This is a genomic window from Pseudoalteromonas sp. CO342X (assembly GCF_004208915.1).
In the GTDB taxonomy this organism is placed as follows: Bacteria; Pseudomonadota; Gammaproteobacteria; order Enterobacterales; family Alteromonadaceae; genus Pseudoalteromonas; species Pseudoalteromonas maricaloris.
The window spans coordinates 337,880-350,281 of record NZ_SGPH01000016.1 but is presented as its reverse complement, the minus strand read 5'-3'; the positions used below and the strand labels follow the sequence as shown (position 1 = coordinate 350,281).

Annotated in this window: 11 protein-coding genes; 5 read left to right on the top strand and 6 right to left on the bottom strand. The window is 42.3% G+C overall.

Features of this window, described 5'->3' with window-relative positions:
• Window positions 1–7: 7 nt before the first annotated feature.
• Complete coding sequence (locus EXT47_RS08545; RefSeq protein WP_130126309.1) at window positions 8–487, bottom strand: GNAT family N-acetyltransferase; 480 nt, start codon at window positions 485–487, stop codon at window positions 8–10.
• Between the two features lie 114 nt (window positions 488–601).
• Here EXT47_RS08545 and EXT47_RS08540 point away from each other — a divergent pair, with 114 nt between their 5' ends.
• Both EXT47_RS08540 and EXT47_RS08535 read left to right on the top strand, forming a co-directional pair.
• A complete protein-coding gene (locus tag EXT47_RS08540; RefSeq protein ID WP_010604778.1) occupies window positions 602–805 on the top strand; it encodes a hypothetical protein in 204 nt (67 codons plus the stop codon).
• A gap of 187 nt (window positions 806–992) precedes the next feature.
• Window positions 993–2,498: a hemolysin gene (locus EXT47_RS08535; RefSeq protein WP_130126307.1), complete on the top strand. Its 1,506-nt coding sequence runs from the start codon at window positions 993–995 to the stop codon at window positions 2,496–2,498.
• Window positions 2,499–2,745: 247 nt separating this feature from the next.
• Here the strand turns inward: EXT47_RS08535 and bioD are convergent, their stop codons facing one another.
• The 4 genes from bioD to bioB are packed head-to-tail and all read right to left on the bottom strand — an operon-like array spanning window position 2,746 to window position 6,403.
• The gene (gene bioD, locus EXT47_RS08530) at window positions 2,746–3,441 is read right to left on the bottom strand and encodes a dethiobiotin synthase (RefSeq protein ID WP_039495854.1); all 696 of its coding nucleotides are present in this window, start codon (window positions 3,439–3,441) and stop codon (window positions 2,746–2,748) included.
• The gene (locus tag EXT47_RS08525; protein WP_039495853.1) at window positions 3,438–4,217 is read right to left on the bottom strand and encodes a methyltransferase domain-containing protein; all 780 of its coding nucleotides are present in this window, start codon (window positions 4,215–4,217) and stop codon (window positions 3,438–3,440) included. The genes bioD and EXT47_RS08525 overlap by 4 nt, the downstream gene beginning before the upstream one ends.
• A complete protein-coding gene (locus EXT47_RS08520; RefSeq protein ID WP_130126306.1) occupies window positions 4,214–5,356 on the bottom strand; it encodes an 8-amino-7-oxononanoate synthase in 1,143 nt (380 codons plus the stop codon). Before EXT47_RS08520 ends, EXT47_RS08525 begins: the two co-directional genes overlap by 4 nt.
• Window positions 5,357–5,359: 3 nt before the next feature.
• Window positions 5,360–6,403, bottom strand: a complete 1,044-nt coding sequence (gene bioB / locus EXT47_RS08515; protein ID WP_010379433.1) for a biotin synthase BioB — start codon at window positions 6,401–6,403, stop codon at window positions 5,360–5,362.
• A 148-nt stretch (window positions 6,404–6,551) separates the two neighbouring features.
• On the opposite strand from bioB, the gene bioA reads away from it, so the two are divergent.
• Entirely contained in the window at window positions 6,552–7,841 is a 1,290-nt protein-coding gene (gene bioA, locus EXT47_RS08510; RefSeq protein WP_039495851.1) for an adenosylmethionine--8-amino-7-oxononanoate transaminase, read from the top strand.
• 188 nt (window positions 7,842–8,029) lie between these two features.
• Complete coding sequence (locus EXT47_RS08505; protein ID WP_026000943.1) at window positions 8,030–9,367, top strand: KamA family radical SAM protein; 1,338 nt, start codon at window positions 8,030–8,032, stop codon at window positions 9,365–9,367.
• 501 nt (window positions 9,368–9,868) lie between these two features.
• Here the strand turns inward: EXT47_RS08505 and EXT47_RS08495 are convergent.
• Window positions 9,869–10,945: a hypothetical protein gene (locus EXT47_RS08495; protein WP_130126302.1), complete on the bottom strand. Its 1,077-nt coding sequence runs from the start codon at window positions 10,943–10,945 to the stop codon at window positions 9,869–9,871.
• Between the two features lie 139 nt (window positions 10,946–11,084).
• Here EXT47_RS08495 and EXT47_RS08490 point away from each other — a divergent pair, with 139 nt between their 5' ends.
• Window positions 11,085–12,239 (top strand): IS110 family transposase, encoded by a 1,155-nt coding sequence (locus tag EXT47_RS08490; RefSeq protein WP_130126300.1) that lies wholly within the window; start codon window positions 11,085–11,087, stop codon window positions 12,237–12,239.
• Window positions 12,240–12,402: the final 163 nt, after the last annotated feature.

The following is a 12,402-nucleotide window of genomic DNA, read 5'->3' as shown; positions in this document are numbered from 1 at the left end:
CCCTTTTTTATAGCTCAATTTTATACAGATTATTTCCAACAGCGCTAAACCCTAAACGCTTGAGTAGATTTAATGAACGGTGATTATCAGCCGATACATGCGCCAAAACCACATTGAGCTCAAACTCAATCTGGCTTTCGTTTGCAAATAGACAACGTAAAGCTTCAAACATCACGCCTTTACCCCAATAATCAGGTAGTAATTCATAGCCAATATGTAGGCCCTCAATATCAGCGTCTTCGTGATAGAAACCAATACATCCAATCACCGCTTTAGTGCTTTTACACACGAGGCAAAAGCGTCCACCCCTGCCTTCATATTGACGCTCAATATCCATTTGGATCATGCATTTAAGGTCTACTTCAGTGAGGTTGTCGCCGTAATCGTTATACGCTTTTACCTGCGGTAAATTAAGTAACGCTAATAACTGCGGATTATCTTTGTGCCTTATAGGTCTGATGACTAGCCTTGGTGTTTCAAATTCCATAAAATGCTCAGGTCTAAGTATCTGGTGCAATGGTAGCACTGATTGCAGCAAATACACCTTCAATATTATGATCGCTTGTATTACTTTATAATTTAGCATTTTTGGAGAATGAATATGAGTCAAGAGTTCACCGTTATCCCCCCAACGACAAAGGTTTACTGCCCAGAGAGAGGTGAAGGCTGGACGTTAACGGGCATTACAGGGATAGATGAAAACGCATCAGTGATGTTCTCTGGCGTACGCTATACCATCTCAGCAAAAGAAATCGTTGAGTCATTATTACCAAACTTTAAAAATAGGCAAGAATCAAATAATTAATACTTTTTAATTATTTCACTGTTGTAAAAGTGTAAATTACGATCAATTATAGCGCTAGATTGCAAAGTCAATAATGGAAGCGCCCGCCTTAAAGGATTAAGTCATCGCATTGAGTTGGACTTAATTGCGAAGACATTGCTTTGTGTTGTTTTAAGTTACAGGACGTAAACTTTTTAGGGTTCCTGCTATGTTAAAAGCATCACTCACAACACTTGGTTTAATCTCAACATTACTTTCCACATACACCTATGCAGATAGTTGCCCAGGTCAGGTTTTTGGTATTAACGCTGGCCGCGGCGATATTGGTATTTTGTTTGGCCTAGATGAAGGTGCAGGACAAGCCAGCGCCAATAGTTTAGCTGCCTTTAGTTCGGCAGCACTCGCCTATGATACTAGCAGTGCACGTTGGTACTATGCATCCGCACCAAGGCCAATCGACTATAAAGTTGATACCAGTCATCTAAACTTACCAGCTGACGCAGATATTCCCATTGAAGGTAAAAAACATCGCTATATTCAACTAGCATATTTTGATGGAACCTCTCATACCATTGTTGGTAGAACGGCTTATTTGGTGGGATTGGCATATGACAGCACAAACGATAGACTCATTGGAACGAGCTACGATTCTATTTACAGCATAGATAAAAACACAGGCGACGCAACTAAGCTCTCGGATCTCCCCTCATTGGCGGGAAAATACCGCGGCGATCTTGAGTTTTATAATGGTCGCTTAATCCTAGTCACGAGTGCAGCCGTTTACCAAGTTAATACCAACGACTTTTCTGTGACTAAATTATCTGATCACGACTTAACTGCCGTTACAGGGGCAAGCCTTAATAGTAACGGAGAGCTTATTATCAGTCGCGTTATCATTAATGACGCCGGACACACCAACAAAAGCGCGATTTATAAATTAAACCCTGATACAGGAAGCACCTGTTATATCAATACATTACCAATACGAGTAAATGACCTTGCATATAGCCCAAATGGCAGCAGTACATGCTATACCGTTTCTGGTTGCGGCGGTACACCAACTCCTCCTTCGCCACCGTCTTTTACGTTAACGAGTATTGAAAACGCGGTTTATGAGGGAAGTAACCTTAGCTATCAAATTACCTTAGGTAAAGCCTTCGAGCAGGACGTCAGCTTTTCGGTGGCGGTCAATGATGTGACAACACAATCAGATGACTACGTAGCACCACCTACCTCATTGGTAATACCAGCGGGCAGCACAACTGCTACCATTCAAATAGCAACAATAGACGATACTGAGTACACTGGCGATCGGGAACTCTCTTTGAGCGTAACAGGCGTGAGCAATACCTCAGGCAATGAAACCCTATCGGGAAACATACTCGACAATGAAACCGCATGTGTGCCTGACAACTATACGCGGATCAATTACGCGTTCGTCAGAGAAGACTCATTATTCAATAATGACTGGGGTATCAAAGTAAACGGCCAATATATTAAATTGCTTGATGAATACGGCAGTGCCGGCAGCTATGACATCCTTCAAGGACAATCATTTACCTATGTGCTCGCTATCGATGGTAACAGCAATACACTATCAACCAAGTACCAAGTCTCAGGTACCAACCAACGTTGGGAAGATCAAAACGATAACGATTACAATGACTTTGAGGTCAGTGTGACAACACAAACCATTCAAAAAGGTTGTAATTAACAGACTCAAAGCGGCTTACTACTATTAGAAGCCGCTTTATTTAGCCTGAACTCGGGATAAGAAGTTAGTTAATCCACTAAAATCACTAAGTTAAAAAGCGTAATATCACTCTAGCCAGAAGTTATTTCTTAATACAAGGCAAATTTGTGCGTCAATAGCTGGCCTATTGCAAGCAAATTTAACGCAGTAGTAAGGAATAACAGCTGCTAGAGAACAAATTGTTATCCCGAGTTTAGGTTATTTAATATTAACTGGTACCTGATTTAAGCTCAAACAACTCGAGTAACGCTGAGCGAAGCTGTAGCTTTGGTGTGCCCTCACTGTAAGGCGCTGTTGCAAGCAGCGGGCAGTCTAGGCGAAGCTTTAAACTTTCAAGGTTTTCTTCAAATACAGACATTTCAGGGTCAATCTGATTTGCTATCCACCCAACCAAATTCAGTCCTTTTTGCTTGATAGATTCTGCCGTTAAAAACGCATGATTCAAACAGCCTAGCTTCATGCCAACCACTAAAATAACGGGAAGTTGTGCTCTGGAGACCCAATCATACAGATATTCATTGTCGTTAATGGGCAATGCCCAGCCACCGGCACCTTCACATAATATATACTCAGCGCCCAGTTGCTGAATTTCACTAAAGCGCTCATGTAGCTTATCAACTGTGATGTCAACATTTACCTGTTTGGCTGCAATATGCGGGGCAATTGGTGGTGCAAAACAAAATGGGTTAACTTGCTCGTAAGTACCGTGCACCGTCGCAGCTTCCATTAAACTGATAGCATCAACGTTCACTAGTTCACCAAATGCCTCTTCAGCATCTGCCGCAATCGGCTTATAGCCAAAAGTCTTTTTACCGTGCTTGGCTAACAGTTTTAGTAATAAAGTAGAAATATAGGTTTTACCTACTTCAGTGTCGGTCCCAGTTACAAAATATGCTTGATTCATTTCCTTAACTCCAAAAATCCGACTTGATAACTGACATCAAAACCATTTTTACTCTCAGGGTAGCTGCTCAGCAGCTGAGCGTAGGCTGATTTGCCTAACAAACCTTGTCGGCGAGAAGCGGTTTTTACATCGTTGGCACCGATATTTTTTACCGAGCGTAACGCCTTTAACGGCGTGTCATAAGTATCAATCAATAACGCTTCATCCGCCCAAGTCACAGCAAACCCGGCCTGTAGCGCAAAAGATTTAAGTGCAGACAGCGAATAAAATGAATTAATATGGCCACACTGATCGATGGCTCGCCATGCGCTATCAATTTCGTTTAACGACCCATCTAGCACGGAGCTTAGCAACACTCGCCCTTCTTTTTTTAGCACTTCATACAATTGCGCAAACAACGCTTGCGGGGAATTAGACCACTGAATTGCAAAATTACTAAAGACTAAGTCGATACAATTTGATTGAATAGCGAGTTTATCCATATCACAGCAAACACTATTTGTCGTATTTTCAGCGCTTGCTAACATAGCCAAGCTAAGATCCGCTCCAACATAATGATTCGTGAAAGCGTTTAATCTATGAAAGTTTTCATGTGGCCCGCATCCTAAATCGAGCAACCGAGGAAACATACGCACCGCACCAAGCTCGCTATTTTGCTGTGTTAAACGTGAAAAGAGTACATCTGCGGCCTGTTTTTGCACGTTAGCGTGTTGAGAGTATGATTGCGCGGCTTTTGAAAAGCACTTTGCTGTTTGCGTCTTTTGTGCTTTGCTCATGCTCCCTCCACTAAGGCCGAAACCAATTTGTCTATATCTTCGTGACTGTGCTGTGCCGTTATTGTTATTCGCAATCGTGCGGTATTTTGCGGCACAGTTGGTGGCCTAATAGCGCCAACCCAAAGCCCCTTTTCCTTTAGCTTATGTTGCGCCGCTAATACATTTTCACTGCTTCCATACACAAGAGGCTGTATAGCCGTACCACTTGGAATGGGAGATAAGTTGGTTTGAGCAACTAACGACCTAAAATAGTCGATATTTACTTGTAATTTGTGTCTCGCTTCAGATGCAACAAGCAATTTATTTAGTTGGCATAATGCAACGCTTGCCATAATAGGTGACAGCGCCGTTGTATAGATAAACTCACGATTAAATTGCGTCATGTAATTTATCACATCATGACTTGCTAATACCGCAGCTCCTTGACAGCCCATCGCTTTGCCAAAGGTGATCACCAAAATTTCAGGTTTAATGCCGCTTTCAATCGTGCCAAGTCCTTGCGCTCCCACAACGCCAAACGCATGAGCATCGTCTACCATCAGCCACGCAGAATGAGACTTAGCCAGCACACTGATTTCAGGTACTGGCGCTTGGTCTCCATCCATAGAAAACACCCCTTCAGTGACGATGAGTTTACTGTCGGCTTTGGTTTTTTCTAATCGAGACCTTAAGTGCGTCAAATCATTATGATTAAAGCGAACAAACTTAGCGCTGCCCGCTAAACCACCGTCTAACAGGCTGGCGTGGTTGAGCTTATCTTGGAACACCGCAGCGCTTAATTGCTTTTCTTGGGGCGTGAACAATGCCTTTAACACACTGGTATTAGCAGCAAAACCGCTTGGAAATAACAGTGCTGCATCATAACCCAAAACACTACAAAGCCTATCTTCGAGCTGACGGTGAATATCAAGATAACCCGTAACAAGCGCCGAACTTCGGCTTCCGGCTTCAGTGCATGCAAGCGTGTTAAACTCCAACGTGTCTGCAAGTCCCAGGTAGTCATTGCTGGCAAAGTTAATATATTGCTGATCAGCAATTTTTATTCTACTTGCAGAGGCCTTTTCAACCACTATGCGCTTTCTTAGCAACCCTTCAGCGTGACGGGCTGCTAAGGCAGATTGAATATACTCAAATGACATTGATTAGTTGGCTTCGTAAAATAGCTCTGATGTCGCTTTGTCTGCAATTGCAGAGCTTAACGATGCCTCATAGGCCTCATCCGAATAATCTTCACGTTTTTCAGGGTTCATCCCAAGTTTTCTGATGAGATTCATATCGGCGTCTGCTTCTGGGTTTTCCGTGGTCAATAGCTTATCACCATAGAAAATTGAGTTAGCGCCAGCGAAGAAACACATAGACTGCATCTGTTCATTCATCGCCGTTCTACCTGCAGATAAACGCACGTAACTGTGTGGCATCATGATACGCGCAACCGCGATAGTACGGATAAATTCAAAGTGATCGAGATCATCAACATTTTCAAGTGGCGTACCTTTAACTTTAACAAGCATGTTAATCGGTACACTTTCTGGTTGTTTTGGCAGGTTTGCTAATTGGATCAGCAAGCCATAACGATCAGATGCCTGCTCTCCCATTCCTACAATACCACCAGAGCACACTTTCATTCCTGCATCTCTGACGTGATCAAGGGTATCAAGTCTGTCTTGATAAGTTCTTGTCGTGATAATTTGCTCGTAGTATTCAGGTGAGGTGTCCAAATTATGGTTGTAATAATCAAGGCCAGCTTCTCTTAGCGTGTGCGCTTTTTGATTATCCAGTTTACCCAAAGTCATACAGGTTTCTAGGCCTAGCTCTTTAACTTCTTTCACCATTTTGGCGATATAAGGCATATCTCTATCTTTTGGATCAGACCAAGCGGCGCCCATACAAAAACGTGTCGCGCCCTTTTCTTTCGCCAACTTAGCTTGAGTTACAACCTTTTCCACTTCCATCAAACGCTCACGTTCAAGATCCGTTTTGTAATGACCTGACTGTGGGCAGTATTTGCAATCTTCAGGACAGGCACCCGTTTTGATAGACAGCAAAGTGGAGATTTGAACTTCATTGGGATTGAAGTTTTTGCGGTGAATACTTGCTGCATAAAAAAGTAAGTCGTTAAAAGGCATGGTGAACAGTGTTTTTACTTCTTCATGTGTCCAATCGTGTCTTAGCGCGCCTAATTCCATATTTTCATTCTCTTTTTATTCTTGCCTAAATTTACAACACGAGTATTTTCTAGTGATTAAATTTAGCGCAGTCAAACTGACGGTGATTGGCTTAGTCTACTTCTTAGCTTAGTATTGTCAACGTTACATGCGCCCACAAGGTTTACAAATGAACAATAAACAAACAATCGATATTGAATTTGATCGCAAGCATATATGGCACCCCTATACATCAATGATTGACCCTCTGCCCGTCTATCCAGCCGCAAGAACATTCGAGAACAAAATTGAGCTTGAAACTGGCGAAACTCTCATTGACGGTATGGCATCCTGGTGGAGTGCTGTGCATGGTTATGGTCATCCAGAAATAATCGCTGCGATAAAAAATCAAGCGGACACGATGAGCCATGTCATGTTCGGTGGGCTAACTCATCAGCCTGCCGTGGAGTTATGCAAACTACTTGTGGAGCTAACCCCAGCCCCACTTAATCGAGTATTCCTAGCCGACGGCGGCTCAGTTAGTGTTGAAGTTGCAATCAAAATGGCGATCCAATATTGGTTGAGTAAAGGCAAAAAGAATAAAACCCAAATAATGACAGCCAAAAAAGGCTATCACGGTGATACATTCGCGGCGATGAGCGTTTGCGATCCTGTGAATTCGATGCATGCCATGTACCAAGGCTTTTTACCTGAGCAAGTGTTTGTCGATGCCCCTAAAAGTGAGTTTTACGGCAGCCAAAGTCAAGATGAACTTAGCGCATTAGAAACCGCATTTGCCGCTAATCATGAAAAGGTCGCGGCATTTATCATCGAACCGATAGTGCAAAATGCAGGCGGCATGAACTTCTACCACCCAGAATATCTCAAGGCGCTTCGAGCACTATGCGATAAGTATGAGGTGCTACTGATTGTAGATGAAATTGCGACTGGGTTTGGCCGTACAGGTAAAATGTTCGCCTGTGAACACGCAGATATCTCACCGGACATTATGTGTGTTGGCAAAGCGCTTACTGGCGGAAACATGACGCTCGCAGCCACTTTAACAACAGAAGAGGTGGCTTTGGGTATTAGCCAAGGCGAAGCGAAAGTGCTAATGCACGGACCAACTTTTATGGGAAATCCGCTGGCGTGTGCCGCTGCTGTAGCTAGTCTCACAATCTTAAAACGCCAAGAAACAATGGCCAATATTGAACGAGTCACGAGCGCGCTAAACGCACTCAAGCGCTGTCTTAATCTAAGTGCAGTCGTAGATGTTAGAGTCCTTGGTGCGATTGGCGTGGTGGAAGTAGAACGGGTTGTTAATGTTGCAAAAATCCAAAAATTCTTCATTCAACAAGGTGTATGGATAAGACCTTTTGGCAAGTTAATTTATATTATGCCGCCGTATATCACCTCAAATGAAGATATTGAAACACTCATTGACGCGATTTACGCTGCCATTGAAGGCGAACACTTCTAAAACACATTAAATTTGGAATTAGGTCTATTTCATGACCTAATTTCGACAATGTAATCTAAAACAATGGCGCATATTCAACAAAATTGCGTTATTTCGAACTTTCCTCGCTTTGTACCTGAAATAACATCAATGGCATGTTACCATGGTCGTTTTTATTATTAGCAAGTGAGAAAAGAGACATATTATCTATGCAGCAAACCGTCAAATTGCAGCCAGCTGAAGCTTATCAGCCCCCTCGTTTTACTGTTTACCAACACCGCCAAATCGATAAGATAGAGCAACTGGATAAACTGCCTGAACATCTTCGCTTTCAAATGAAAGTCGTTGCCAATGTATTCCCTTTTCGCGTTAATAACTTTGTGATTGAAGAGCTCATCGATTGGGATAAAGTGCCTAACGACCCCGTTTTTCAATTAACTTTCCCACAGCGTGGCATGCTGGATGACGAGTCATACGAGCAAATGGCCGATTTGTTAAGTCGCGAACATACACCAGAAGAAGTGTTTAACCTCGCAACCAAAATTCGTCAAAAGTTAAACCCGCACCCAGCTGGTCAAATGGAAAAAAATGTTCCTGAGTATGAAGGTGAACGCGTAGACGGGATCCAACACAAATATAAAGAAACAGTGTTGTTTTTCCCGTCTCAAGGACAATACTGCCACTCTTACTGCACATTCTGCTTCCGCTGGGCGCAGTTTGTTGGCAAAGCTACCCGATTTAACAATAACGACGCCGAGCTGCTCCACAACTACTTGGCCGAACACACTGAAGTGACCGATCTATTGATGACTGGTGGCGATCCTATGGTAATGCGCACCGTTAAATTGCGTAAATACCTAGAGGCGCTAAAAGAGCCAAGGTTTGACCATATTCGTACCATCAGGATCGGCACTAAATCTCTCACTTTTTGGCCGTTTAGATACGTCACCGATCCGGACGCACAAGAGTTGTTAACCTTGCTAAAAGAGTTGGTTGATGCCGGAAAGCATGTATCAATCATGGCGCACGTTAACCACAAACAAGAACTGCGTACTGAAGTCACACGTGAAGCGATTAAACTCATCCGCAAAACTGGTGCACAGATCAGAACACAAGCACCACTTTTAAATAATATAAACGTAGACGCTGATATGTGGGCTGACATGTGGAAAGAGCAAACTCAGCTTGGCATGATCCCCTACTACATGTTTATCGAGCGAGATACCGGCGCTAAGCGTTACTTTGAAATCCCGTTACACAAAACGTGGGAAACATTCCGTGAAGCTTATAAGCAAGTCTCTGGTGTGAGCCGCACAGTTCGAGGCCCTTCAATGAGTGCAGGTCCTGGAAAAGTTGAAGTGTCTGGCGTAACAGAAGTCGCAGGCGAAAAGGTGTTTGTGCTGCGCTTTATTCAAGCACGAAACCCAGACTGGGTGCAGCGTCCGTTCTTTGCCAAGTTCGACGAAAATGCCCACTGGCTGGATGACTTAAAACCTGCATTTGGGGAAGAAAAATTCTTCTGGCAGGACGAGTACGACGTCATGTAAATGTAAAAATATCAAAAAAGCCAGCAAATTGCTGGCTTTTATTTTATTTGGCGCATTTAAATAACCTGAGGTTTAGATTAGAGGTGGGCTAACTCATTGCTTTTAATATTAAGTATAATTACTTCCTTATCTAGCTAGAGCGTTTGCGGATAACAGGCTGCTAAAAGCTCTAATTTGAATAAGTCTTAATTATATCTATCAGGTTTGATTACTGGGGCTTAATCAAATCTGACTGTTGCACAAGGGCCAAATTCGGCGGTTCAACAGCAACTTCATATCTTAAACTTAATTGCGATACCAGACACTCGACTGACTCGTATTTGGACAAAACGAGTTGGGAGAACGTCTGTATTAGGTGAGTTTCGCATAAAGACTTCTATGGGCTAACGCCCAATTAACGTGTGAGCAGCGCAGGCACTGAACTTGAACACTGCGCCCTAAACACTAAATTCAACCTGAAGTGAGAGCGCCAAGCGTTGCGAATCACTGTTGAATTGTTTGTTAAGTGCCAAACTCTTGCGCATAAATTACCACCGTATCAGAATAATCAATCACAGATGCTTCTTGATATAAATGTTCAAGCTCATCTCGGGATAATTCTCTTGAACCAATCTTTCCACGATTAAATAGCTCTTCGAATAACTCACCAGACAGAGAAGCCGATTTAATATCGTCATATTTCAATAAAGTTCCTCCCCGCTTTCCTTCTGTAGCACAAGCGTCAATTTGACAGATAGGGAGATGTTCACCAGTTGAAATAAACTTCTGATCAACAGTTTGTAATTTGTCTGTAGGTCTCAAAAAACCCGTACAGTAAGGAAAACGATACGAATTTTGATGATTATCGTTTTGACAGATCCCTTTATAACAAAGAAATTTACGCATTTTATCTAACTGACCTAACATTCTTTGATCGGAAAGGTATAACTGACGATCCTCCCAAATCTTATATTGAACGGCAACAATACTTATTCCTTCAGTATGTTCATTATGACGTTCATAGATTATATCAGCACCTGTAATATGTTCTGGTCTATCTGGATGTAATACCCTGATACGTAAAGTTTTTCCATCAGGTAGTTGAAAATCTTTATGTGCATGTCCCCTAGAAAGTTCGGGCAAATCTCGTTCTACGTTATATGCATCCCGAAATATTAGTTGGTTTTCACTATGAGGTTTAGGTTCTAGCTCTTTTTTTGCTTTTTCCAACTGACCTAGTTTACGTTTTAATTGATCAGTTCTCTTTCTATCACCTTTATTCTCTCTTGCTATATCCAAGTATGAATTATATTCATCAATATCTTCTAAAACCAAACTTAGGGCAGTAACCTCACTTTCAGTTTTAATAGATTTAAGAGCTGCTTTTTGGCGATACTCTTTTGTTGTATCGCTTTCACGCTCTCTTTTTAACAAACTATTCTCTGGTCCCAATAGCTCAGGATAAAGTTCTCCGGCAAGATCTAACGTATTATCATAGGTAGATTTCGTCATGCTTCCTTTAGAAGCAATTTTAACCATTCCTCTAACAGCATTTAATGTAACCCATTCTTGATTAATTCTATTATTTTGCTCTTCCATTGATACCTCATAGTTAAAATTTCTAACAGGCACTTAGACATAATGACTCCCACACGGTGCTAGCCTCCGCATTTTCGTGGGTTAGCTTAAAGCCAGAGCCATAATTAGTTTGTCAAATAACTAAATAGCAGAGGCTAGCATGACTAAACATAACATACTTTTCATTGGCTTAGATACTCATAAAGAGTTCATTGAAGTTGCCTATATTGAAGACAACCGAGGCGCACAACCCATTCATTTCGGTCGTATTTCTTCAGCTAAAGTCACTATTAAAAAGCTTATCAGACAATTTGAATCTAAATACCCTAACACTACGCTCCATTTCGTTTATGAGGCTGGCCCCTGCGGTTACTGGATTTATCGGTTAATCACTAGTCTTGGTCATTGCTGCTATGTGGTTGCCCCTTCTCTCATTCCTAAAAAACCTGGCGAGCGTGTAAAAACTGACAAACGTGATGCACTTAAACTAGCTAAATTACTTAAGTCTGAAGACTTAACCCCTATTTATGTACCTGAGCCGGAAGATGAAGCTATTCGTGATTTATCTCGTGCTCGAGAAGTTGCGATGAAAGATTTAAAAGATGCAAAGTACCAGCTAAAAGCAATGCTTCTTCGCAACAACATTAACTATGCTGGCACAGCAAACTGGTCTCTCAAACACTTACGTTGGCTCACAGAACTGGTATTGCCACATCCTGCACAACAAATCGTTTTACAAGAGTTTATTCAAACCATAAACGAGCGAACTGCACGATTGGAGCGACTCGACAATGAGCTCTCTCATCATGTTTATCAATGGCGTTACTACCCTGTAGTTAAAGCAATCCAAGCTATGCGCGGCGTTCGCTTACTCGTGGCCGCTGGTATTGTCGCTGAGCTTGGTGATTTAACCCGCTTCGACCATCCGCGAAAACTCATGGGTTATCTTGGGCTCGTTCCGAGTGAACACTCGAGTGGTGGTAAAAGGCATATTGGCGCAATTACTAAATGTGGCAATGGTCGTGCAAGGCGCTTATTAGTCGAAGGTGCTCACAGTTACCGTCATGCAGCCAACATATCGACTGAGTTACAAAAACGACAAGAAGGCTTACCAAAGCAACTTATTGATATTTTATGGAAAGCACAATTAAGGCTCTGTAAACGTTATAAAAAGCTTATAAATAAAGGCAAGCATTACAACCTCGTTGTCACCGCCATTGCCCGTGAAATGATTGCTTATATCTGGGCAATAGCAAAACAGGTTGTGCTCTCACCGGTAAATCCCAAATTAAGATTATCCAGAGTACCAGCTTAAAATGAACGAATTAGAGTTAATGTATTGGGTCAAGCATCGGGTGTGGCACAACCACCGACGGCGTTAGGATGGCAATGCAGCTAACGCAGCATTGAACCACGAACATAGACTGAAAACAGGTGCCACGTCGAGTTAAGTAAGGTCTGCTCTGCTCATAAAAATG

Bases quoted from the DNA above. Each gene is read 5' to 3' on its own strand.
- EXT47_RS08490 (WP_130126300.1), top strand. From the start codon at position 11,085: ATGACTAAACATAACATACTTTTCATTGGCTTAGATACTCATAAAGAG.
- EXT47_RS08535 (WP_130126307.1), top strand. From the start codon at position 993: ATGTTAAAAGCATCACTCACAACACTTGGTTTAATCTCAACATTACTT.
- bioD (WP_039495854.1), bottom strand. From the start codon at position 3,441: ATGAATCAAGCATATTTTGTAACTGGGACCGACACTGAAGTAGGTAAA.
- EXT47_RS08505 (WP_026000943.1), top strand. From the start codon at position 8,030: ATGCAGCAAACCGTCAAATTGCAGCCAGCTGAAGCTTATCAGCCCCCT.
- EXT47_RS08540 (WP_010604778.1), top strand. From the start codon at position 602: ATGAGTCAAGAGTTCACCGTTATCCCCCCAACGACAAAGGTTTACTGC.
- bioA (WP_039495851.1), top strand. From the start codon at position 6,552: ATGAACAATAAACAAACAATCGATATTGAATTTGATCGCAAGCATATA.
- EXT47_RS08520 (WP_130126306.1), bottom strand. From the start codon at position 5,356: ATGTCATTTGAGTATATTCAATCTGCCTTAGCAGCCCGTCACGCTGAA.
- EXT47_RS08545 (WP_130126309.1), bottom strand. From the start codon at position 487: ATGGAATTTGAAACACCAAGGCTAGTCATCAGACCTATAAGGCACAAA.
- EXT47_RS08495 (WP_130126302.1), bottom strand. From the start codon at position 10,945: ATGGAAGAGCAAAATAATAGAATTAATCAAGAATGGGTTACATTAAAT.
- bioB (WP_010379433.1), bottom strand. From the start codon at position 6,403: ATGGAATTAGGCGCGCTAAGACACGATTGGACACATGAAGAAGTAAAA.
- EXT47_RS08525 (WP_039495853.1), bottom strand. From the start codon at position 4,217: ATGAGCAAAGCACAAAAGACGCAAACAGCAAAGTGCTTTTCAAAAGCC.